The following is a 22494-nucleotide window of genomic DNA, read 5'->3' on the forward strand; positions in this document are numbered from 1 at the left end:
GGATATAGCCAATAGTGGACAGACACTTATTTTGTAAGCCAATTTCAGACAGTCACTTGTAACTATACCCACGTTTGATTGTGGACAGACACTTGTTTGACTGAGCCGCTTTCGTAGCTTTTCAAAAATACGTTATGCCATTGACTCTAAACATTGGGTTTACAGGTCTACCTTTTCGTGGTCGCCCATCTCTTCTGGCTTCACTGTTTTCCCCGTCATCATTTTGAACATGCCTTTAAGTGAAGGGTCTGCATCCCACACCTCTGCATCAGCTAACTCAAAGCGAAGCATTAACAAAGCAGGGTCATCTTTACCTTTCTCGAACCATGCTTCTACTGGGTTAGACCAATATTTATCAATCACCTCTTTGCGTGACTCAACGGTGAGATTGCCTCGAATACACGCAAATACATCGTGCCCCTTAGAAGCAAAGTGAACCATGGCTTTTCCACCTTTAGCAATGCGGTTGTCTCGACTAGTGTAAAACCAAAACTCGCTATCAGCGTCTTTATCAATTTGGGCGTACATAGGCTCGGCATGCATATCCTCACCGACCAGACTTACCATTACCTTTGGGCTATCTGACATTGCTTTCCACATAGTTTTCTTAATATCGCTCGACATTGTTCCTCCTTGTTGAACGTAAAGTGTCTGTCCAACGCCTCTACTATTTAAGCGGCTGAACTAAGCACATTACTTTCAAGCTTTTGGTTTATTTGAAGTCTATGACTCGCACATGGTATGCCAAAGAAACAAAAGCCAGCCAATTTTCTTGCCAAAAGCTATTGTTAAGAGACATGGTCACTTCCATCTACCCCCTGAGAAGTGCAGGTTCGGACAGACACTAACTTTGTAATTTCATTTCTAAAAGTTCTAGTGAAAATGGTGGACAGTCACTCAAAAGCACAGTGCCCCCGTTTGCTGTATCAGAAAACAATATTGTGGACAGACACTTTTTCAAAGCCAGAGTAAAGATTACTCAATACCGTTGCGTTAATAACCTTCTAATTTTTTAGATCAGTAACTCCTGCAAACCAGACTTTGAATCGAGCTTTAAAACCAAACTTTGTACAGACACTCTACAATTAACCTCGAAACCTATGCCCATCTAAGTGTCTGTCCACACCTGTACTTTGCTTTAAAATTTTACGCAGCCACTCATATGGCTAACTAATCTTGTCTATGTCTGTCCACTCTTTTGTAAATGCCATTTACTTAAGGCTTATATACAGTTTTTAATCTGCAAGGTAGACTAAAACCTAGTTCAGAATGGGTTCAGTTAACCAAGTTATACTTATCTTTAGTTTGGCCTGAATGGGATAATATTTGTGAGGTTGTATGACATCATCGCTTCGTGTTGCAGTAGTTTGTTTAATGTTAGCCTCATCTAACATAGCGCCCGCTATGGCGTTGCAAGGCTCTGGGAGCGATATCTCAAAAAGCGAAGCAGCAGAGCGCGCTCGCGCTGCTGCAAATGGACGCGTTTTAAAAGTTGAAAAAACCTCAAAAAACTACCGTGTTAAAGTCCTCAAAAAGTCGGGACGAGTAGTATCGGTAGATGTAGACAAACGTTCCGGCAAGGTGAAAACAAGCAAAGATAAGGACTAACATGCGCATTCTGGTAGCGGAAGACGACAGCAGATTATTAACTCAACTTGATGCACTGCTTCAACAAAACGGTTACAGCGTAGATTTAGCTGATAACGGCGAACACGCGCTTTTCCTCATTAAAGAATATAGCTATGACTTGGCTATCGTCGACATAGGTATGCCAAAACTTGACGGCTTTGAGGTTATAAGAAAAGCTCGCCAAGCTGACATCGCATGCCCCATACTTATTCTAACAGCGAGAGATCGTTGGCAAGAAAAGGTAGAAGGACTTGATGCAGGCGCCGATGACTACCTCACTAAGCCTTTTCATAACGAAGAACTGCTTGCTCGGACGAAAGCTCTCATTCGAAGAGCTTCAGGACAAGCAAACCCTACGATTCAGTTCGGTCCTATTTCGCTGGATACAGTAAGCGAAGAGCTATCGCTAAACGGTGAGGCTTTAGATTTAACCGCGTATGAATACAAAGTTATGGAGTACCTTATGCTCAATCCGCAAAAGGTCATCTCTAAAACAGAGCTAACCGAACATATTTACGATCAAGATTTCGATTTAGACAGCAATGTCATTGAAGTTTTTGTAGGAAGACTGCGCAAGAAATTAGACCCGTCAGGTGAATTGAAACCAATCGAAACGCTTCGAGGTAGAGGCTACAGGATCAATAGAAGTTTATGAGGCAGTTGTCGCTTCGTTTACGAAGTATATTTCTAGCGATAGTTCTACTTGCACTTTTTGCGCCTTTTACTGTTGTCATTTTGGACGAAGCTTATACCGATAGCCTTACACAAGCCAAGATGAGCGAGCTTAGGTTGATGAACTTGGGGCTGCTATCTGCTTTCGAGTTAGATGGCGACCTGCCCTATATGCCTGAAATTTTATACGAAGAACAGCTAAACCTACCTGGCTCTGGTTATCTTGGCGTTATCGTTTTTCGAGATGAAGTGATTTGGCAGTCAGCTTCTGCCCTAGAGTATACTTTTTCTCCACCCGAAATAGACGTGGCAGTAGGTAACGAGTTGTTCTTGGAATCCTATACTCCCACATTTGAGGAAGCATCCCAATTTTTTGTATATGCCTTTACTGCTGAGTTTGCATCAAGCAGAGATTTCGAACCAGTAAGGTTTTATATATTTAATAATAAAGCACTTTTTGAAGCTGAGAGAAATACTTTTTTAAGCACAACGTGGCAATGGATAGTCACTCTTTGCATTGCACTTTTAGTCTTTATCATTATAGGTATAAGCTTAGTTCTTCTACCTGTTAGAAAGCTGATTGACGAAATTTCACAAGCTTCTAGCGGTAACAAACGAGAGTTAGAATCTCGATACCCCGTCGAATTTGATTCTTTAAAAGAGTCTATCAACGGATTACTTCAAACTGAAGCTGCCCAAAGAGCTAGGTATAAAAACAGCTTAGGTGACCTAGCACATAGTTTGAAAACACCACTTGCAGTAGCTTCGGGGAATAGCAATTTACCAACCGAAGTAAAAGACTCGCTTCAGCAAATTGACAGAATCATTAAACGCCAGCTGAAAAGAGCAAGTGCAGGAAAATCTGGTTGGCAACAAGCTATTGATGTTTTGCCCGTATTGCACAAACTTGCCGATGCTATGGACAAAGTTTATCAAGAGAAAGCCCTAACCATTGAAATCGAAATGGATGATAACCTCCAGTTCAAAGGGGACGAAACAGACTTTATGGAGCTTTGTGGCAACCTCTTAGATAATGCGTGCAAAGCGGCTCGGGGTAGAATCGTTATCTCTGCAGAAACGAGTGGGGGTTGGCTCACAATCAATGTTGAAGATGACGGACCAGGTATACCGGACGACAAAAAAGTACTTTTACTAGAGCGAGGAACCCGACTTGATACCTACACAGAAGGCCACGGAATTGGAATGGCCCTGGCTACCGACCTAGTTTCAATCTACGAGGGTAGAATGCTTATCAAAGACAGCGCGCTTGGCGGCGCTCGTATCGTTATTCAATTCCCAAATCACGATTAGTTGTGTAAAAGTCCACAGGCTAAGGCATAAAGCAGTGAGCCTTTAACGGTTGAAAGCGAGCCTAAAAAGGACACACACTTAATTTTTCTCAAAAAGCCTGATATCGGACAGACACTTTTTAAATTTACCGTTTAGCTATGCGGCATTAAGGTTGCTAAAAACATTTGAGTGTCTGTCCCTTTTACAACTTTCTCTTTAAAGCTTTATGGACCAGTAGCTTGTAATGGACAGTCACTTTCTTTAAAAAAGTGCCTGTCCTCTAAAGAAAGTACTTTGCACAAGTCCAAGCAAGTGTCTGTCCACTATCTATTGATGCGCTATATTGATCTAGGTTTACGAAGTGGATTTTTCGCCTTCACTTGATAACAACACCGCAAGCCACTTACTTTCTTCGCGAGATTCAAGTGCTATTTTTACTACCATGGTTAAAGGTACCGATAGCAGCATTCCGACGGTGCCCAATAACCAACCCCAAAATATCAATGATAGGAATACTACAAGTGTAGAGAGCCCCATGCCCTTCCCCATTAGTCTAGGCTCGACCATATTACCCATGATGGTATTTACAAGTACAAAACCGAGTGCAGCGAAGCCTGCTGAGGCTGGACCAAGTTGAACAAATGCGATTAATACTGCCGGCACTGCCGCAATAATAGAACCTATGTTTGGAATAAAGTTGAGCATGAAGGCCAACACGGCCCATAACATGAAGTGGTCTACCCCCAGCACGTACAGCCAAACACCAATTATCAAACCAGTACCTAAACTAACTACAGTTTTTATCGCTAAATAACTGTTTACAGAACGTATAAATTTGTCGATGTGCTTCAGTTTCATCCCAGGATCTGCAAGCGCGATATGAAAACGGCGAGGAATACTATCTGCTTCAAAAAGCATGAAAATGACAGTCAAAAGTATTAGGAATAGGTTAGAAAGAACGCCGCCCATTCCGCTAATAAAATTCGTTGCCACAGACATGGCCGTTGCTGGGTCAAGGTGAGAAGCGATCAACTCTCTATTTATGTGAATGTTGAACTGAGCCAACTTCGCCACAACCCAAGCAAACTCTGTATCAAGCTTACTTCTATACTCCGGCAAGTTTTCTCTAAACTCGGTCATAGACTGGCCGACTAAGCCAGCTAAAAGAAAACCAAAAACAACAATAAGCAGTATAACAAAGGTGATTGATAGCCATTTGGGGACGCCGAATTTAGAGGTCCAGCGTATAATTGGACTACACGCGATCGCTATAAAAATAGAGAGAAAAAACGGTACCATGATTGTGCTGGCAGCTTTAATTCCTGCCATCACTATCACTAAACACGCTAAAACGATAAGAATCTTTGCTGTTGGCGAGCGTAGTTCCATTGACATTATGTGCTACATTCCTAACTGAAACGACAGTACTTTACAACGACTTATAAACAACTACAAACAAGAGACTTCAATGAACTTTAATCTTGCCACTATTAAAATTAAAAACTTAAGACTACGCACATACATTGGCATCAATGAAGATGAGATAAAAAACAAACAGGATGTTGTCGTTAACGTAAAAATTGATTATGACGCTGAAAAGGCGACAAACACCGACGATATGAGTGACGCGCTCAATTATAAAACGATTACAAAGGCAATTATCAAACTCGTCGAAGACAACCGTTTCTCCCTTTTAGAAAAGCTTACCGCAGATGTACTAAGTATTGCGTCGGAACACTCTTCAGTACGTTACGCCGAGGTTGAAGTTGATAAGCCCCACGCGCTTAGATTTTCTGATTCAGTGTCTCTGACGCTGTCTTGTAATAAATCGGGATAGGTTATACCGGAAGGAGCTAATCGTGAACATTCTTTTGACTGGTGGTACCGGGCTGATTGGCAGAGAATTTATTCGCCAATATTCAGATAAACACTCATTCACTGTGATTTCTCGCGATATTGCAAAGGCAAAGAATAAACTAGGAAATCGAGTTGATATTGTAGAAAGCATTGCTTCGATAAAAAACTTCGAGAACTTCGATGCTGTTATAAATTTAGCTGGTGAACCTATCGCTGATAAACGTTGGACAGCCACTCAAAAGAAAAGGATTTGCGATAGCCGTTGGGATATTACTGCTGAATTAGTTTCTAAAATAAACAGCTGTGAAACACCGCCGTCAGTTTTCTTATCGGGTTCTGCAATTGGTTATTACGGCAGCCAGGGAGACAGGCTTGTAACTGAAGAGACCTCTGCTCGCGATGAGTTCACCCATGATTTATGTGCAAAATGGGAAGCTATTGCTCAAGGCGTAGATCAAACGAAAACTCGTGTGGTTACGCTCCGTACTGGCGTAGTGCTTACCGATAAAGGCGGAGCGCTTGGAAAAATGGCTATGCCCTTTAAGCTAGGTGCCGGAGGTACACTGGGGAGTGGAAATCAGTACTTAGCTTGGATTCACTTACAGGACATGGTTAGTGCTATCTCTTTTTTGTTAGAAGATAGCGCTTGTACTGGTGCGTTCAATTTAACTGCTCCGGAGCCTGTTACGAACAAGGTGTTTTCTAAAACGCTTGCGAAAGCGCTGGGTCGCCCTTGCCTTTTTAACGTACCGAGCTTCGTTATGAAGATAGCAATGGGCGAGTCATCAAAGATGATATTAGAGGGTCAACGAGTCATTCCTCAAAAGCTTATCTCTGCTGGCTTCAAGTTCGGGCTCCCGTCTATCGAAGAAGCGCTGGACGAGATATACAGCAGCTAATCGAATACCCAGTAACTCCCAAAAATTGTGGACAGACACTCAAATTCAAAAGAAAGTGTGTGTCCACATTTGATACTTTTGACTGCTGACAAACTCGCTTCGGACAAGGATACTACTTGCTTCCAAAATACATCACAGTGTAAGTGTATTATGAATCGTTGTGTTTGAGTAAGAAGAAATCCAAGGCGGGCAAAACAAAAATGAACAGACTCTCTCTGCAGACACCTAAAGCGAACAGCCACTCTTTGTAGCTGAGTGACTGTCCAAACCATAAATGTAGACCTAAACCATATTCCTTAGCATCTGTCCAGTATTCAGCGTAAGCAACCGATAGCAACCAAACGCACCTAGAACGCCTACAACAATGGCACCGACGCTTGGTGCTATAGCCCAGTACTCAGGATGTAAACTCGCTTCCATTTGAAATACTGTGGTTTGCAGTAAGTACAAACTTAATTCGTTCGCCATTGCAGCCATAAAGCCTGCGACTACGCCGATGATAACAAATTCAAAAATTACGCTTTTCCTTATTAGACTGCCCTTAGCACCAAGTGTGCGAAGTATGGCTATTTCCTGCTTGCGCTCATCCATACTCGCCTGTACCTGCGCTATTAATACTAGACTTCCCGACATTAAAACCAGTACCAAAATAAACTCAACGGCGACAGAAACCTGGTCCACAATCTCTCGAAGTTGATTTATTCGAGCGTCTACATCAAACATTGTGATTGAAGCAAATGGCTTTAAGAGGTTCGTTAACTCAGCCTTCCTATCGGTGGGCAGGTAAAAACTAGTGATATACGTTGGGCTGAACGCAGCCATCGCATCTGGATGGATAACGAAAAAGAAATTAGGCTGCATGGTCTGCCAGTTAACGGTTCGAATACTCGTTACTTTCGTTTCAACGATTTCGCTTCCCACATTAAAAGTAAGCCTATCGCCCATTTCAATATTTAATCTTTTAGCCACACCTTCTTCAACAGAGACTGGGAACCATCCTTCGGTGTACTGTGTTTCCACATTTCCATGCCATTTCCCTTCAATAATCTCGTTTTCTTTTTGTAACGAGTTACTCCACGTTAGGTTCGCTTCTCTACCTAGACCTCTTCGACCTTCACGATTTGGCTCGTCCTCTTTGGAAACTTCAGTATTGACCCCTTCCCCATTTACCGAAACGAATCGCCCTCGGATAACAGGATAAAACTCTTCGATATTTACCCCATTATCAGCGAAGTGCCTGTCCAATTCTGGCTGAATGTCCGGTGTGATGTTTATCAAGAAGTAGTTTGGTGTACCTTCGGGTAATTGCGAACGCCATTGCGAAACCATGTCATTTCGCATTACTAGAACCACTAAAAGCAGCATTATAGTGACTGAAAAGCTAATAAGCTGCACACTGTTGTCCATCGCTCTGCGCTTAATGCGTGCCCAAGCTAATTGCCATGGGCCCATTCTGCCACTACCCAGCTTGCGACCAATCGCAATTAGGATATAGGTTGCGCCAAGCAGCCCAAGAACAAGCGCGGCACCAGACACAAATAAAATAGCGCTAATTTTGAGATCGCGACTGTACATCCACATCAATAAGAATATCGCGCCGCCTGAAGCCACAAACTGAATGCTTCTGGAACGGAGATTCGCCGAGATGTCTTTTCTTAATACGCGAAGCGGGGGCACTGAAAACAGCTGCAAAAGCGGATACAGGGAAAAGAGCAAAGCACAAGTCGCGCCTGTAGCAACGGCAATTAAGACCGGCCGCCAGTGCCAAACGTCAAGGGATACATCCACTCTATCCGCTACCAGAGTAACCACTACTTGTTGTCCGATAAAACCGATAACAAGACCGATGAAAATACCCAGTACGGTAATAAATAAAATCTGAAACAAGTATACTTTTCGGATTATTTTACTTGTTGCACCTAAGGTCTTCATTATTGCTACGGGGTCAAAGTGGCGCTGGGCATAACGCTGCGCAGCAACAGCAATCGAGACCGCTGCCAACACTATGGCTAACAAACTCGCTAAAAGAAAATAACGCTCGGCACTTGCCACTGAGCGTCCTATTGCTGACTCATCATCTTCGACTGTCCGCCACGAATGTAAATCGTCATTCAGTTGAGGCAGTAACCATTTATTGAAACTTTCCAGATCGCCTAAGTCACCCGCAAAAAAGCCAACATAACGAGCCCGACTTCCTGGACCAGTAACGGCGGTTTTATCTAAATCGCTCAAATCGATAAGTGCGATTGGGTCGGTGTTAAATACACTAAAACCTGCATCCGGAATGTCTACTAAAACATGCGTTACCGTAAAAGTGCCATCGCCAATTTCTATGTCATCGCCAATAGTGAGCCCTAAATTCTGAAAAAGCCGAGACTGAACCCAGACTTCGCCCGGCTTTGGCAGTTCAGTAGTAGCGCGTTTTTCTCCAAAAGGCTGATTAGTAATATTGACTGTCCCTTTTAGAGGATAAGCGTTGTTCACCGCTCGCAAATCGACAAGCGACATCTCGTCATCTTTAAATACCATTGAGCGTGTCGCCACTTGCTTTGCAGTCGCGAGCCCTTCTTCTCGCGCTCTAGCTAACCAATCTTCGTTTATAGGGTCGTCTGAACGAAGCTGAGCATCTGCTGCAATAAACGCAGCTGAGCGAGACTTGAGTGCGCCTTGCAAGCGCTCACTAAACAGCGACAGCGACAACACGGCCGCTACAGACAACACTATAGCCAGCAATATAATGGTGAGTTCGCCGCGCCTGGCTTCATGCTTAAAAAGCCGCCAAGCTAAATTAAAAGACGTCGACATCTACACCGCCTCTTTCTTATTTATTGAGTTCGCGCCCGTTGTTTCAATTAACTCTCCCGCATTCATGGTGAGTTGCCTATCACAATGTTCTGCGAGCTCATTATCGTGGGTAACGAGGACAAGAGTCGTTCCTTTTTCTCTATTCATTTTAAATAGAAGTGCTTCTATCTTTTCACTATTTTTGGCGTCGAGGTTGCCGGTAGGCTCATCGGCGAAAAGTATTTTAGGCGAGGTGATAAACGCTCGCGCAATGGCAACGCGTTGCTGCTCGCCCCCGGATAACTGATTAGGGAAGTGATGCGCGCGATGCTTTAAACCAACCTGCTCAAGAATATCAAGAGCAAGCGCTTTAGGGTTATCAAGCCCTGCAATTTCTGCTGGCAGCATGACGTTTTCAAGCGCTGTTAAGCTTTGAACTAACATAAAGCTTTGGAAGATAAAGCCCACTTTATTTCCTCTTAAAATAGCGCGCTCTTCTTCGTTCATGCTGTGAAGTGCTTCGCTATCTAGAAATATTTCTCCTTCTGTAACTTGGTCAAGCCCAGCTAATAACCCCAAAAGGGTTGATTTACCAGAGCCTGACGCACCAATAATGGCGACGGACTCACCAGACTTGACTTCAAAAGAAATAGGACGAAGGATCTGCAGTGAACCTTCGCTCGTATCCACTACTTTGGTTACAGCATTAGCTTTTATCATAAGAGGTCATCAATTCGTGTTTGTTAAATTTCGTTATTTGTTCGCTTTTTTACTTATTCTTTTAATACCCTTTCAAGCGCTATCAGATCAAGCCAAGAACAGTGACACAAGCGAAAATGCGGTTTTGCTAGTCTTGGGTGACAGTTTATCCGCGGCTTATGGATTACAGCAACATGAAGGTTGGGTCAGTTTGTTACAAAAAATGTGGCAAGACGATAATATTCCGATTGATATTGTAAACGCTGCGGTAAGCGGAGAAACCACTGATGGCGGCTTAGCGCGATTTCCCCGTTTATTAGAGCAACACAACCCTACCCATGTACTAATTGAACTGGGAGGCAACGACGGGCTTCAGGGTCATAATATTGGCAAGATTAGAAACAACTTGAGTTCATTGGTAAAGGTTGCAAAAGAAAATAATGCCGTCGTATTTTTGCAAGAAATGCAAATTCCTTCTAATTATGGAAGGCGTTATACCCAAATGTTTACCGAAAACTTCAGTAAGGTAGCCGAGATCCAAAACGTTCAGAAAATTCCTTTTTTTCTCGAAGACATAGCGCTGAATAAAGACTTAATGCAAAACGATGGAATTCACCCAAATGCTGAGGCACAACCGTTGATCGCTAAACTTATGGACAGACACTTAAGAAGTTTAATCCTTAAAGCTCAATAAATGTGCTACCTTTAATTGATAAGTTGCTTCAACATGAGGTTTGTTTATGGATGTTTCTTCTGTCAATTCGACGCCCGTTTCCACTATTTTAGAATCGCCTCAGCGACCTGCTCAGCAGGCTGAACCGCGTAATGTGCAGGAAAGTCGCGAGACCCAGCCCCAAGGTACGCAGCAGGCAGCAAGTACCAATGATGGACGAGTGGGTTCAAGAGTGGATGTATTCGTATAGTTTTCTAAAAAAGCGTATAAAGGACAGACACTTGCTAGCCAAAGATTGTCTGTCCTTTTTCTTATGCATTTTTTATTTTTTGACATATGAGTGTTTACCTATTCACTATCAAACTTAAGTGTCTATCCATTACTCCTCTCCCACTATCAAACTTGAGTGTCTGTCCATGATTTCCCTTCTCAACTATTAACTAACTACCGTTCGAAAAGTTAACCAGGAAGTCCTTTTTAGAATCAGCCATTCGCTAACATCAACAAAACTGTTCCAAAGACCACTTAAAATTAGCGCTGTAAATCTCATAATACTAATAAATAGCTATGGGATACGGATATGCCTTTACCTCGTTACAAACAAATTAACACCGATGTCACGCCTTACTACCATTGTATTTCTCGCTGCGTAAGGCAATCCTATCTGTGTGGTCGTGATTCACGCACGGGCATAAACTACGAACATAGAAGAAAATGGATTCAAGATAGGCTTCACAAGCTATCGCAAGCTTTTGCAATTGATTTATGCGCTTACGCTGTAATGCATAACCATATTCATGTTGTACTCCATATAGCGAAGGGGAGAGCTGATGGCTGGACCATGGATGAAGTATTGCTTAGATGGAGAATGTTTTACAAATGCCCTCCCCTAGTACAGCGATATCTAGAAGACTTTGAATCAGTAACAGTAGAAGAGCGAGAAGAATTGAAGTCGCTATCTGTTATATATCGAGAGCGACTTCAAAGCATAAGCTGGTTTATGCGCCTGTTAAATGAATACATAGCTCGCAAAGCTAATAAAGAAGATGAGTGTAAAGGCTATTTCTGGGAGAGAAGATTTAGATCTCAAGCAATACTGGATGAAAAAGCGCTGGCAAGCGTGATGGCATATGTCGATTTGAACCCCATCAGAGCAAAGACAGCGAAAACACTCAACAACTCCCATTACACTAGTATTCAGTACCGCTTAAATGCAAAGCGCTCGAACAAAGTACCTAAGTTTCTAATGCCCTTTAATGACAGTAAGAAAAAGCTAGCTGAGAGTTTGCCTTTTGCTTTTAAAGATTACTTACAACTTGTTACTGATACATTGAACGTAGAGCGGAATAGCAAGACCTGCAGAGTGCCAAAGCTTCCTAACAGATTGCTCGATAAGCTTGGGATGACAAAAGAAAATTGGCACCTAGTGACCAGTAACTTCGAAACCCTCTTTACCGGTCCTGTCGGGTGTCCAGAGATGATGGAGAATTTTGCTAGATGTTGCCAAAGAGCATGTCGCCCCAACGTTTCTAATGCTCAGAAATATTTATCTTGAGTCGATAAAGCAACGACATTATTTAGCTAAATATCAGCTTGGCGAGCAAGGACGTCGACGATGTCTTGAGAGTTCGTGAGACGTCTGATGTCATTAAATAGTATTTCAGCTTCTGGGTATTGTCTTTTTAGGTAGCCGCACCACTGTTTTATGCGATTAGGGTAATATTTTCCTTTATCACCGAAAATTTCGTAGCCAGAATATTGTATTAGTAACGCTGCAAGTTCAGACCAGGGCATAGGGGCGTTACCTTCTTTGATACTCAACGCCAAATTAGGCATTGCCAAGGCCCCTCGCCCGATCATTAGATTAGTGCATTCCGACTGATTCTGACAACGTATTGCATCTTCAGCATTCCAAATTTCGCCATTTGCTACGATTGGAATATCAGTGTGCTGCTTGATCTTCGCTATCCAGTCCCAATAAGCAGGTGGTTTATAACCTTCAGTTTTAGTCCGTGCATGAACAACGAGCTCAGATGCGCCGGCTTCAGTGATTGCAATAGCGTTATCGATAGCTAAAGATTTATCATCGAAGCCCAATCTTATTTTGGCTGAAACTGGGATTTCTGCTGGAACGGCGTCCTTTACAGCTTTCACAATATCGTAAAGGGTTTGGGTCTCCTTTAACAACACCGCGCCTCCCTTACTCTTATTAACTGTTTTGGCAGGACAACCAAAGTTTAAGTCAACGCCCGGAGAGCCCAACTCTATCGCTGTTTGGGCATTTTCTGCAAGCCACTGTGGATGTTGCCCTAGCAGTTGGACTCTTACTGGTACGCCTGAGGGTGTCTTGCCGCCGTTGTTTAGCTCCGGACAAAGTCGATAAAACGTTTTCTTAGGCAATTTTTGATCAACAACCCTTACAAACTCAGTAACGCACTGGTCGAAACCACCCACACGAGTGAGCATATCCCTCATTAAGTGGTCGACAACGCCCTCCATGGGGGCAAGCATTACTTTCATTACAGACGTCTCACGTTAATAGAACATAAAATTGGCGCGGGAGTTTAGCAAAAAGCGTTAATTTCAGCCAGACTTTGGTGCTTAGTTTATCAACTTTGTGACTGTCCGTTTCATTGGACTAAGAACACTGCTGAATGGATTGTCCTAATGATGAGTAAGTGCCTGTCTACGAAGCTATCTAAGTCGTACCTGTCCACGGAGCTAACTAAGTCGTGTGGCTTTTCGGCTAAGTGCTGAGTTAAAGCTTGAGTGTCTGTCCACTAAAAAAGGGGCTGTTATAAAGCGGTTTATTATCTTAGTTACAACGTCAAATTTTAGCTTATCATTATCACATCATTTGGAAGTAGTATCCTTATCTATACTCTTTAGGCGAGCAAGTACGGCCAGCTTTTGGTTGTCAGTGTATGTCCGCCATTTTACGATTTCATCAATAGTACGTTTGCATCCGACGCAAATTTCATCTTCATTCAATCTACACAAGGCGATACACGGTGATGTTGAACTCATAAAGCTTCTGTTTTATCTAAACCTTCATTTTTACTTTTTGCATGCGAAGTAGCTATAGCCGCCATTGTGTTTTCCGACAGTTCTTTATTTGACCATAAACAAACATGACAACCAAAACGCGATTCAAGATATGAAGCAAACTCAGTGTCTGTCCGACATTCATACCGCACTAAATTTTGTTTTTTGCCGTCGTAAATAACTGCAGAATAAATAAACACAGAAGCCTCCTATAAAAGAGGCTCAAATATACATCTAGACGTCTAAACGTTCAACCGTCTATTTTAAATAATCGAGCGCTGCACAGATCGCGGCTACCTGAGCGTCGTTACAGTTTTCAGGTGTCGCGTTATCACTATCGGGATAAACTTCCGTTGTTGTAACGTATTTGGCATCTGTCATACCTCCACATAGGTACAAAGCCTTTTTGTCATAGCAGATAACACCTTCACTCACTACATTTGCTCCAATAATCTTGCCGTTCTCGTCTGCAGGAGCAACATGCGTTACTTTTTTCACCGCATTAATCACAGCTTTTTGAAACTCTATTTGTGGATTCGACGTGTTTGCAACCATATAGAAACCGTCAGGTATATTCCAGTTATCATGGCTAACACCATCCCGTGCTGCCAGCGCTGGTCTGAATTCAGTATTATCTGTATCGGTAGTTTCATGTAAATCGATATGAAGCATTAACGACAACGCTAGGTCAGACACTAGCTGCATGAGCAGAGCGGATTCTGGTGCCGGAGAGTCGCTGTAAAATGAACGATTTGGATCTACTGCCATTGGATTCCATCGATTTATCGTCTCGTAGCCCCAAGGGCTTACACACGGCACGATAACAATATTTATCCGCTCTGCATAATGAGACAACTTTGTATCAATGAACTGAAGCGCGCCTTGCACGCCACTCGTTTCATAACCGTGAACTCCACCCGTAACGAGCGCTGTAGGCTTTTTAGTATCAAAGTTATTTGGAACTACTGCATATAACGGATAGCGCTCAGAATCGTATGGGAGAGAACCATACTGCTTTAGTTCAAAGCCTTCATGAATAATATTGAAAAGTTTATCGAGTACTTCTTCTTGGTAACTTCTTTTGACAGTCTGTTGAGATTTCCACTGCGATTTCTCTTTCTCGCTCCATGGTTCACCCGGAGTCCCAATTGGATAATTCTGCATATAACACCTCTTTTTCTATTTAGAAGATCATAACAGCTCAGTAAGCTTTCGTATCTATTCTAAAAGAGATTAATCGACAGTTGTGACATAAGATCTTTACGCTTCATATCCTAAAAAGTTAAATGTTCAGCGGTGTGTTGGCGCCTACCCTTGCAAACGATTAGTTCACTCTAGAATAAGAATGAAAGGTTTACTTAGTATTACTTGGATGGCTATTTGCTAAGAAAAAAATGTGAGTGACTGTCCACTGGCTGCACTTCAATAGTTATTTGCTGAGGAAGAAAATATAAGTGACTGTCCGCTAGCAGCACTGGCAGTTAAAAGCGGTTAGTGGTTGAGGAAGTATAAAAGTGTCTGTCCACAAAGTTTCCGGAGACAAAAACAAAAAAACCAGCCGGATGGCTGGTTTTCTCGATATGGCGTCCCCTAGGGGATTCGAACCCCTGTTACCGCCGTGAAAGGGCGGTGTCCTAGGCCTCTAGACGAAGGGGACTGAAAATCTTCTTTCGAAAGCTTTGCCTTCGATATTTTCAGTAAGGAGAAGTGAGCCAGCGAACTGAGCGACCTTACCCTACCGAAACTTTCAGTCAGAAGTTGAATAATCAACTCCAGCCTATTTCACAGTTTTAATCGACTGTGACGCGATAAAATGGCGTCCCCTAGGGGATTCGAACCCCTGTTACCGCCGTGAAAGGGCGGTGTCCTAGGCCTCTAGACGAAGGGGACAGAAATTTTGTTCAGTGAAGCGAAGCTTCACTAAATTTCTGTAAGGAGAGGTGAGCTCTGCGAACCGAGCGACCTTATTCTTACTGAAATTTCTATCCGAAGTTTAATCAACTCCAGCCTATTTCACAGTTTTAATCGACTGTGACGCGATAAAATGGCGTCCCCTAGGGGATTCGAACCCCTGTTACCGCCGTGAAAGGGCGGTGTCCTAGGCCTCTAGACGAAGGGGACAGAAATTTTGTTCAGTGAAGCAAAGCTTCACTAAATTTCTGTAAGGAGAGGTGAACTCTGCGAACCGAGCGACCTTATTCTTACTGAAATTTCTATCCGAAGTTTAATCAACTCCAGCCTATTTCACAGTTTTAATCGACTGTGACGCGATAAAATGGCGTCCCCTAGGGGATTCGAACCCCTGTTACCGCCGTGAAAGGGCGGTGTCCTAGGCCTCTAGACGAAGGGGACAGAAATTTTGTTCAATGAAGCTAAGCTTCACTAAATTTCTGTAAGGAGAGGTGAGCTCTGCGAACCGAGCGACCTTATTCTTACTGAAATTTCTATCCGAAGTTTAATAAACTTCAGCCTATATCAAACCACAACTCAATGTGACTTGGTGGAGCCAGGCGGGATCGAACCGCCGACCTCCTGCATGCCATGCAGGCGCTCTCCCAGCTGAGCTATGGCCCCATCATGGTACCAGTCATTTTGTGTGACTGTTCCGTGACAGCGGGGCGCATTCTAGGCATCCCCTTCTGTCATGTCAACGCTTTTTTTATGAATTTTCTCTGTTTGCTATAAAAGTAAGCGCTTTGTCGATTCTCTCGCCAATTTTCTCTTTTGAGATAAGATTCAACGTGATATCTAGAGACGGTGAATTGCCACCACCTGTCACAGCTACACGCAGCGGCATGCCTACTTTACCCATACCTACTTCCAGTTCTTCAGCCGTACTATTAATAGCAGCTTGGATATTTTCTGGGTTCCACTCTTCAATTGCCATTAATTTATCTTTAGCAAGCTCTAATGGGCCTCGAGCGACAGGACGAAGGTGTTTTTTCGCGGCGTTCGCGTCGAAATCTTCATAGTCTTGATAAAAGTACGTAGAAATCTCTGCTAACTCTTTAAGTGTTTTAACTCTATCCGCTTGAATAGCAATTATCGATTCAAGCGCTGGGCCCGTTGTTAAATCAACGTTTAACTGTTCGAAATGCCATTTAGCATGTGAGGCAACCTCGCTTGCTGGCAATGACTTTATGTAATGCTGATTTAACCAAATTAGCTTTTCTGTATTAAATGCCGATGCAGACTGCCCTATTGCATCCAAACTAAATTTCTCAATCATCTCATCGACAGAGAAAACTTCTTGGTCGCCGTGTGACCATCCCAATCTAACAAGGTAATTAAGTACAGCCTGCGGTAGGAAACCATCATCACGATACTGCATGACGCTTACTGCACCATGACGTTTTGACAGTTTCTTACCGTCATCACCCAAAATCATAGAAACGTGGGCATATTCTGGAACCGGTGCACCAAGGGCTTCAAGAATATTTATTTGACGTGGCGTGTTATTAATGTGGTCTTCACCACGCACTACATGCGAAATCCCCATGTCCCAATCATCCACAACTACACAGAAGTTATAGGTAGGCGTGCCATCAGTGCGCTGAATAATAAGATCATCAAGCTCTGTATTGCTTATCTCAATTTTTCCACGGACATGGTCGTTAATAACCACTTTGCCTTCTAAAGGGTTTTTAAAGCGAATTACAAACGGCTGACCTTCAGGGTGGTCAGTTCTGTCTCTCCATGTACCTGGATAACGAGGTTTTTCACCGCGCTCTTTTTGTGCTTCACGAATAGCATCTAGTTCTTCAGAACTCATAAAGCATTTGTACGCTTTTCCTTCATCCAGAAGCTGCTGGATAAGTTCTTTATATCTATCAAAACGCTCAGTTTGATAGATAGGGCCTGTATCCCAGGTTAAACCTAACCATTGCATACCGTCTAGAATAGCCTGCTTAGCCTCTTCTGTTGAACGTTCAATATCTGTATCTTCAATACGAAGAACAAACTCACCGCCTTTGCTTTTCGCAAGAAGCCAAGAATAAAGCGCAGTTCGTGCGCCACCAACATGAAGATAGCCTGTGGGGCTAGGTGCAAATCGTGTAACAACCGACATGGTCACTCTCTATTGTTAATAGTATTTCTAAAGATGGGCGCATTCTACCAGTCTCCGCACGACTTCAAAAGTAGGTTGAGAGTAGAAGGATAATAAAGTGGACAGGCACTTATTGTCCCTAGTTAATTATCCAACAGCTTTTTCAGCTCAAATGAACTCACCGAATGACAATCTATTGCTCAACGAGCCAAAAAGGGACAGACACTTTTTTGATTTATAAGTGGGTGTCCGATGATATGAGCTGAAATGCTTTTAGGGTTGGTCGCGTTTAATTCTGCATTAATAAGTGTGTGTCCACTTTAACTTCACTTTAACCTTTTATAAATAGACATGAATAATCTGAATACTAATTGCAGGCTTGAACTTGGTAAGGGTGCCTTCCCGCACCAACTTGAAGCGAGTGTCTGTCCATTTTAAGCATTTCAAATTAGTGTCTGTCCCCTTCCAGCACATTTTAAGCACTTCCTTATATCTAAACATCTCATTTAAAAACGCTGCTCTTTTCATCAATTTAGTTAAGATGCAGTCAGAGTGGCTAAATTTCGGGCACACAGTCATTTTTCTTTAATTTTATTGTTGACACTAACGGAACCGACTCTATAATACCGCCCCACTTGCTTAGGCAAGGTTTTACAAAATACGGACGCTTAGCTCAGTTGGGAGAGCATCGCCCTTACAAGGCGAGGGTCACTGGTTCAAGCCCAGTAGCGTCCACCACTTCTTCACAGTGGCTAAACAGTGAAATCAAAATACGGACGCTTAGCTCAGTTGGGAGAGCATCGCCCTTACAAGGCGAGGGTCACTGGTTCAAGCCCAGTAGCGTCCACCACTTCCTCACAGTGGCTAAACAGTGAAATCAAAATACGGACGCTTAGCTCAGTTGGGAGAGCATCGCCCTTACAAGGCGAGGGTCACTGGTTCAAGCCCAGTAGCGTCCACCACTTCCTCACAGTGGCTAAACAGTGAAATCAAAATACGGACGCTTAGCTCAGTTGGGAGAGCATCGCCCTTACAAGGCGAGGGTCACTGGTTCAAGCCCAGTAGCGTCCACCATCCTCTTTAAGTATTCCTTAAAATCGTCGTACTTACGCCTTAAAACTAACAGTCTCAGTTTATCTTCACCTTGATAGTGCAAAATCAATTAACACTTTAAACCAAATCAGTCACTTGTAAAAAAAGCACTAAATCAGCAATGCTGTTGCTTACCACTTACCCTTACCGCTTAGCTATGCCAAAGATTGCGCCTCCCAAAATCGAACCAATCACTTAACCACCCTATTTACCACGAAGTTTCTACTGACTATATTCACTACGAATTACCTCAACTATGCGATAGTCTCTATGACGAGCTATACTTTAAAAATAATTATCGTGGTATGGTGAGTCCCACAACTGTCCTAAAGGCTACCCTTTAATGAAGCTACACTTAGCTAGAAATACTAAGTTGTTAATTGCCGAAGATCAGGTGCTGGCAAAAAGCCATATGCACTATGCCCTTGAGCAGCTAGGTTTTAGGAATATGGACTATGTTGATAGGCCGTCTCATGCACTGTCAGCGCTACAAGAACACACTTATGACGCCATCATTTGTTCTTATAACTTACGTTCGGAACAAGGCGGCTACTTTTTACTTGAGCAACTCAACGACTCTCACTCACTCCCCCTCACCAGCGCATTTATCTTCACTAGCGCAGATACATCGGCAGAAGTCGTCCACGCAATCATCGAACTGCAGCCAGACGAATTCATTGCCAAGCCATTTTCTGTTAACGAATTAGACCGTCGGCTTTCCCGCGTTCTAGCAAGGAAAAAGGCTCTTGAAAATGTTTATTCATTCATGGACAAACAGGATTATGAGAAGGCCCTTGCCGAAGTTGAGCATTTCCTGTTACAACCCGAGCATGCCGAACATTTTCCTCTAGCGATGAAGATTAAAGGTGATTTATTTATTATCACCGAGAGATTCCAGGAAGCTTTAGCCTTCTTTGAGTCAATAATAAACATCCAAGATTTTAGCTGGGCTCAAATGGGGATTGCGAAATGTCTTCTAGCACTAAATGAGCTTGATGATGCAGAAAGAGAAATAATCCAGCTGGCAATGCGCCCTGATTCTGCATTAGAGGCATACGACTTACTCGCCAAACTACAGATTAAGCAATCATCGTTTGATGATGCGCTAGAGTGTATAGCGCTAGCATGCAACATTTCACCTCATAATATCCCCAGGCATCAGACAGCGATAAACCTTGCACGTATCACACACGATTACGAAAGCCAGTTTAACAGTGCGAAAAAAGTTGTACGCTATGCAAAAAACTCTATCTACGATAAACCAGATATTTATCTAACTGCCGCCAGAGCAGGTGTTGATTTTGCGATGACCGCTGAGCCTGAACACGTAAACAGCATTGTTAAACAAACAAACGACTATTTACGTCAGCTGAAAAGAGCCCACCCCAAAGCGGCTGTAAATGATGAATTAACAGTGATCGACGCCCGACTTCACTACTTAAAGGATGATACGGCCAAAGCCCAAATGCTGTTGTCAGACTTTCACACAGACCATGCTCAACACCATTCCTCAGAAGCATTACTTGATAGAGCCAAAGCGCTTCATGAGGTTGGGCTAAAAAAAGAGTCTCTTGCAATCTTAGATGCGATTTATTCAAGGCAGCAAGAGAGTGATGATGAATTAAACCTAATGGCAACCTATTTAAAGCAGGAGAAAGAAGAAAAAGAAGCGATTACATTAAGCCCTAAAACACTCAACAACACGGCAGTGGCCCAGTATAAGCGGGGTAATTTGGAGCAATCTTATACCACCTTCGCGCAAGCATTTCAGGTTATGCCTAAAAACCCTTCAATTGCACTTAACTACCTTCAAGCCATTATTAGAGCAAGAAAGGCTAACGCGCCTATGCTTCCTGACACAGTAGCGGCCATTAACAAATGCAGAAAGACTCTTGAAACAACAGCCCTATCTGAAGATCAGCATGCCCGCTACCAGAATGTAAAGAACATATTGAAGAACCAATAATTTCACCAATCCGCTCTTTGGTTTAATAGCGCAATAGACTAGTTTGAATAGACTACCACTGTCTCATGATAGAGTTTGTCTTTGTATTCAAGCTCATGACTGAATGTCATGCCCAGCTTTTTCATAATATTAATAGACGCACTATTTTCTGGGTTAGCAATTGCCGAAAACTTTTCTACACCAATGTCATAAAGGGCGCTTTTTATTGCTTGAGCAGCCTCAGTGGCGTACCCCTTGCCCCACGTGTGACTTTTAAACCGCCAGCCTAATTCCATATTGTCACTTTCGGGGTGTTGGGTAAAAAAACCAAAAGGGCGAACTAAAATCCAACCGATGCTTTCTTTTTCTGTTAGCGTCTCTACACGCCAAAGCCCCCACCCCAAAGCAGGGTTGGAATATGCTTGAAAACGAGGAACGAAAATATCACGGATATCTTCTTTTGAGGACTTTTTACCACCGTTTATATACTTCATGACTTGCTCGTCTTGGTCGAGCTCCCATAAGAAATCGGCGTCTTTTTCGGTGATATAATGGTAGGAGAGACGCGCACTGTCCTTGATATGCATATACTTCCTTTATGATTATTATTTTTAATATACTTACAGCGCTGAATATAGCTTATTTTTACAACAAACCAAACTTATTCGATGCTTTTTATTTCGACCTACATTTACCATTGAGGTAGGGGTAAATCACTATCCACCCAGCATGGCTAAATGCTTAGTTGCCCCAGTTTTCCCTTCATGTAGATAATGGGTTTCGTGCTTTTGCCCCAGCACATCTTTTAGGAAAGCTACCACGTCATCTACATTACCATTTGCAAGTAGATGCCTCATATCGATACCGTTTTCGCTAAACAAGCAAAGGTGTAACTTGCCTGGTGCGGAAACACGAAGACGGTTACAAGTTTTACAAAAGTCCTTGCTGTATGGCATGATCAAACCAATCTTGCCGGCATAATCCGGGTGATAAAACTCCTGCGCTGGTCCCGCATCTTTCCTTCGCAATAAAGGCTGCCATCCCATATCTAACAGGGTAGTTTTTAATGGTGAACCGCTTTGATGCTGCTTATTGAAAAACTGGTTTAAATCGCCCGTTTCCATCAACTCAATAAATCGGAGTGTCACCGGCATATTTTTAAGCCAAGCAAGGAAACGATGTAGACGGCTATCGGAAAAGTCGTTAAGTAATACAGAGTTAACTTTTACATCAAGGTCAGCATCAATTGCAGCATCTAAACCTCGCAATACCGCCTTTAGCTTGTCTTGCCCTGTTATGGCAGCGAATTGCCGTGGGTCTAAACTATCGATACTGACGTTTACTTGATCTAACCCTGCATCTTTCCACTGGTGGGCAAATTTTTCCATTCGCGCGCCATGTGTTGTCATCGCTACACGCTCTATACCCGGCGTATTACTGGTTAGTTGTAAGATATCAAGGAAGTCCCTTCGCAGGGTTGGCTCACCGCCTGTTAGACGCACTTTTGAGGTACCTAGCCGAGCAAACGCTTTAAGTAATGTATCAATTTCGCTTAATGTCATAAACTGATCGCTCGTTGGTCCTTCATACCCATCCGGCAAGCAGTACTGACAGCGAAAGTTACACGCTTCGGTCACTGACAAACGCAAATAGTGAAACTGTCTACCGAAACTATCTTCTAACAAACCAACTCCTTAATCCTTTGCTGCTTTATGAGTCGCTACAGGGATTTTCAGACGCGACAAAACCCAGCAAATCATTGAGTAAATAACAAGGTAACTAAATTAAACCACCTTTAGTGTACGCGGGGTGAAATTAAAATTAAACACATTCGTTGCTATAAATAAGACCATTTTAATCT

The 22494-nt window shown here is 42.9% G+C and carries 20 protein-coding genes and 9 tRNA genes; 13 read left to right on the forward strand and 16 right to left on the reverse strand.

Annotation, left to right across the window (positions count from 1 at the left end):
* Positions 1–159 precede the first annotated feature (159 nt).
* A complete protein-coding gene (locus D1814_RS01140; protein ID WP_118489724.1) occupies positions 160–624 on the reverse strand; it encodes a pyridoxamine 5'-phosphate oxidase family protein in 465 nt (154 codons plus the stop codon).
* 714 nt (positions 625–1338) lie between these two features.
* Between D1814_RS01140 and D1814_RS01145 the strand changes: the two genes are divergently transcribed.
* The 3 genes from D1814_RS01145 to D1814_RS01155 are packed head-to-tail and all read left to right on the forward strand — an operon-like array spanning position 1339 to position 3612.
* On the forward strand, positions 1339–1608 hold the full coding sequence (locus D1814_RS01145) for a PepSY domain-containing protein (protein ID WP_118489725.1): 270 nt from the start codon (positions 1339–1341) through the stop codon (positions 1606–1608).
* A 1-nt stretch (position 1609) separates the two neighbouring features.
* Positions 1610–2284 carry a response regulator transcription factor gene (locus tag D1814_RS01150; RefSeq protein WP_118489726.1) on the forward strand — a complete coding sequence of 225 codons (675 nt, stop codon included), beginning with the start codon at positions 1610–1612 and terminating at the stop codon, positions 2282–2284.
* Complete coding sequence (locus tag D1814_RS01155; protein WP_118489727.1) at positions 2281–3612, forward strand: ATP-binding protein; 1332 nt, start codon at positions 2281–2283, stop codon at positions 3610–3612. Before D1814_RS01150 ends, D1814_RS01155 begins: the two co-directional genes overlap by 4 nt.
* Before the next feature lie 333 nt (positions 3613–3945).
* On the opposite strand, the gene D1814_RS01160 is transcribed toward D1814_RS01155, so the two are convergent.
* Positions 3946–4986, reverse strand: a complete 1041-nt coding sequence (locus D1814_RS01160) for an AI-2E family transporter (protein ID WP_118489728.1) — start codon at positions 4984–4986, stop codon at positions 3946–3948.
* A 73-nt stretch (positions 4987–5059) separates the two neighbouring features.
* Between D1814_RS01160 and folX the strand changes: the two genes are divergently transcribed.
* Together folX and D1814_RS01170 are read left to right on the forward strand one after the other, a co-directional pair.
* On the forward strand, positions 5060–5428 hold the full coding sequence (gene folX / locus D1814_RS01165; RefSeq protein WP_118489729.1) for a dihydroneopterin triphosphate 2'-epimerase: 369 nt from the start codon (positions 5060–5062) through the stop codon (positions 5426–5428).
* A gap of 22 nt (positions 5429–5450) precedes the next feature.
* Entirely contained in the window at positions 5451–6347 is an 897-nt protein-coding gene (locus D1814_RS01170; protein ID WP_118489730.1) for a TIGR01777 family oxidoreductase, read from the forward strand.
* Positions 6348–6629: 282 nt separating this feature from the next.
* Here D1814_RS01170 and D1814_RS01175 read toward each other — a convergent pair whose 3' ends face one another.
* Both D1814_RS01175 and D1814_RS01180 read right to left on the reverse strand, forming a co-directional pair.
* The gene (locus tag D1814_RS01175; protein ID WP_118489731.1) at positions 6630–9152 is read right to left on the reverse strand and encodes an ABC transporter permease; all 2523 of its coding nucleotides are present in this window, start codon (positions 9150–9152) and stop codon (positions 6630–6632) included.
* Entirely contained in the window at positions 9153–9851 is a 699-nt protein-coding gene (locus tag D1814_RS01180; protein WP_118489732.1) for an ABC transporter ATP-binding protein, read from the reverse strand.
* Positions 9852–9867: 16 nt separating this feature from the next.
* Between D1814_RS01180 and D1814_RS01185 the strand changes: the two genes are divergently transcribed.
* From D1814_RS01185 to D1814_RS01195, 3 genes are all read left to right on the forward strand, one after another.
* Positions 9868–10524 carry an arylesterase gene (locus D1814_RS01185; protein WP_118489733.1) on the forward strand — a complete coding sequence of 219 codons (657 nt, stop codon included), beginning with the start codon at positions 9868–9870 and terminating at the stop codon, positions 10522–10524.
* A gap of 46 nt (positions 10525–10570) precedes the next feature.
* A complete protein-coding gene (locus D1814_RS01190) occupies positions 10571–10753 on the forward strand; it encodes a hypothetical protein (RefSeq protein ID WP_118489734.1) in 183 nt (60 codons plus the stop codon).
* Between the two features lie 330 nt (positions 10754–11083).
* A complete protein-coding gene (locus D1814_RS01195) occupies positions 11084–12058 on the forward strand; it encodes a transposase (RefSeq protein ID WP_118489735.1) in 975 nt (324 codons plus the stop codon).
* Between the two features lie 26 nt (positions 12059–12084).
* Here the strand turns inward: D1814_RS01195 and dusC are convergent, their stop codons facing one another.
* The 10 genes from dusC to gltX form a co-directional block, all read right to left on the reverse strand.
* A complete protein-coding gene (gene dusC / locus D1814_RS01200; RefSeq protein ID WP_118489736.1) occupies positions 12085–13023 on the reverse strand; it encodes a tRNA dihydrouridine(16) synthase DusC in 939 nt (312 codons plus the stop codon).
* Positions 13024–13356: 333 nt separating this feature from the next.
* Positions 13357–13530, reverse strand: coding sequence for a DUF1289 domain-containing protein (locus tag D1814_RS01205; RefSeq protein ID WP_118489737.1), 174 nt, complete (start codon positions 13528–13530; stop codon positions 13357–13359).
* Positions 13527–13748: a hypothetical protein gene (locus D1814_RS01210; protein ID WP_118489738.1), complete on the reverse strand. Its 222-nt coding sequence runs from the start codon at positions 13746–13748 to the stop codon at positions 13527–13529. The genes D1814_RS01205 and D1814_RS01210 overlap by 4 nt, the downstream gene beginning before the upstream one ends.
* Before the next feature lie 58 nt (positions 13749–13806).
* Positions 13807–14712 (reverse strand): M14 family metallopeptidase, encoded by a 906-nt coding sequence (locus tag D1814_RS01215; protein WP_118489739.1) that lies wholly within the window; start codon positions 14710–14712, stop codon positions 13807–13809.
* 417 nt (positions 14713–15129) lie between these two features.
* Positions 15130–15205 (reverse strand) — tRNA-Glu (locus D1814_RS01220).
* A gap of 157 nt (positions 15206–15362) precedes the next feature.
* Positions 15363–15438, reverse strand: a tRNA-Glu gene (locus D1814_RS01225).
* A gap of 155 nt (positions 15439–15593) precedes the next feature.
* Positions 15594–15669, reverse strand: a tRNA-Glu gene (locus tag D1814_RS01230).
* Positions 15670–15824: 155 nt separating this feature from the next.
* Positions 15825–15900 (reverse strand) — tRNA-Glu (locus tag D1814_RS01235).
* A gap of 146 nt (positions 15901–16046) precedes the next feature.
* Positions 16047–16122: transfer RNA gene (locus D1814_RS01240), tRNA-Ala, on the reverse strand.
* Between the two features lie 85 nt (positions 16123–16207).
* Entirely contained in the window at positions 16208–17617 is a 1410-nt protein-coding gene (gene gltX, locus D1814_RS01245) for a glutamate--tRNA ligase (RefSeq protein ID WP_118489740.1), read from the reverse strand.
* 641 nt (positions 17618–18258) lie between these two features.
* Here gltX and D1814_RS01255 point away from each other — a divergent pair.
* The 5 genes from D1814_RS01255 to D1814_RS01275 all read left to right on the forward strand — a co-directional run bounded on the left by D1814_RS01255 (position 18259) and on the right by D1814_RS01275 (position 20654).
* Positions 18259–18334, forward strand: a tRNA-Val gene (locus D1814_RS01255).
* Positions 18335–18370: 36 nt separating this feature from the next.
* A tRNA-Val gene (locus tag D1814_RS01260) sits at positions 18371–18446 on the forward strand.
* A 36-nt stretch (positions 18447–18482) separates the two neighbouring features.
* A tRNA-Val gene (locus tag D1814_RS01265) sits at positions 18483–18558 on the forward strand.
* A 36-nt stretch (positions 18559–18594) separates the two neighbouring features.
* Positions 18595–18670, forward strand: a tRNA-Val gene (locus D1814_RS01270).
* A gap of 361 nt (positions 18671–19031) precedes the next feature.
* The gene (locus D1814_RS01275; RefSeq protein ID WP_118489742.1) at positions 19032–20654 is read left to right on the forward strand and encodes a response regulator; all 1623 of its coding nucleotides are present in this window, start codon (positions 19032–19034) and stop codon (positions 20652–20654) included.
* Positions 20655–20692: 38 nt separating this feature from the next.
* On the opposite strand, the gene D1814_RS01280 is transcribed toward D1814_RS01275, so the two are convergent.
* Both D1814_RS01280 and moaA read right to left on the reverse strand, forming a co-directional pair.
* The gene (locus D1814_RS01280) at positions 20693–21220 is read right to left on the reverse strand and encodes a GNAT family N-acetyltransferase (protein WP_118489743.1); all 528 of its coding nucleotides are present in this window, start codon (positions 21218–21220) and stop codon (positions 20693–20695) included.
* 129 nt (positions 21221–21349) lie between these two features.
* On the reverse strand, positions 21350–22318 hold the full coding sequence (gene moaA / locus D1814_RS01285; protein WP_118489744.1) for a GTP 3',8-cyclase MoaA: 969 nt from the start codon (positions 22316–22318) through the stop codon (positions 21350–21352).
* Positions 22319–22494: the final 176 nt, after the last annotated feature.

Origin of the sequence: Alteromonas sp. BL110, assembly GCF_003443615.1 — a bacterium.
Classification (GTDB): Bacteria; Pseudomonadota; Gammaproteobacteria; order Enterobacterales; family Alteromonadaceae; genus Alteromonas.

Coding starts and splice junctions, on each gene's coding strand:
- D1814_RS01140 (WP_118489724.1), bottom strand. CDS start 624: ATGTCGAGCGATATTAAGAAAACTATGTGGAAAGCAATGTCAGATAGC.
- D1814_RS01145 (WP_118489725.1), top strand. CDS start 1,339: ATGACATCATCGCTTCGTGTTGCAGTAGTTTGTTTAATGTTAGCCTCA.
- D1814_RS01150 (WP_118489726.1), top strand. CDS start 1,610: ATGCGCATTCTGGTAGCGGAAGACGACAGCAGATTATTAACTCAACTT.
- D1814_RS01155 (WP_118489727.1), top strand. CDS start 2,281: ATGAGGCAGTTGTCGCTTCGTTTACGAAGTATATTTCTAGCGATAGTT.
- D1814_RS01160 (WP_118489728.1), bottom strand. CDS start 4,986: ATGTCAATGGAACTACGCTCGCCAACAGCAAAGATTCTTATCGTTTTA.
- folX (WP_118489729.1), top strand. CDS start 5,060: ATGAACTTTAATCTTGCCACTATTAAAATTAAAAACTTAAGACTACGC.
- D1814_RS01175 (WP_118489731.1), bottom strand. CDS start 9,152: ATGTCGACGTCTTTTAATTTAGCTTGGCGGCTTTTTAAGCATGAAGCC.
- D1814_RS01180 (WP_118489732.1), bottom strand. CDS start 9,851: ATGATAAAAGCTAATGCTGTAACCAAAGTAGTGGATACGAGCGAAGGT.
- D1814_RS01190 (WP_118489734.1), top strand. CDS start 10,571: ATGGATGTTTCTTCTGTCAATTCGACGCCCGTTTCCACTATTTTAGAA.
- D1814_RS01195 (WP_118489735.1), top strand. CDS start 11,084: ATGCCTTTACCTCGTTACAAACAAATTAACACCGATGTCACGCCTTAC.
- dusC (WP_118489736.1), bottom strand. CDS start 13,023: ATGAAAGTAATGCTTGCCCCCATGGAGGGCGTTGTCGACCACTTAATG.
- D1814_RS01205 (WP_118489737.1), bottom strand. CDS start 13,530: ATGAGTTCAACATCACCGTGTATCGCCTTGTGTAGATTGAATGAAGAT.
- D1814_RS01215 (WP_118489739.1), bottom strand. CDS start 14,712: ATGCAGAATTATCCAATTGGGACTCCGGGTGAACCATGGAGCGAGAAA.
- gltX (WP_118489740.1), bottom strand. CDS start 17,617: ATGTCGGTTGTTACACGATTTGCACCTAGCCCCACAGGCTATCTTCAT.
- D1814_RS01275 (WP_118489742.1), top strand. CDS start 19,032: ATGAAGCTACACTTAGCTAGAAATACTAAGTTGTTAATTGCCGAAGAT.
- D1814_RS01280 (WP_118489743.1), bottom strand. CDS start 21,220: ATGCATATCAAGGACAGTGCGCGTCTCTCCTACCATTATATCACCGAA.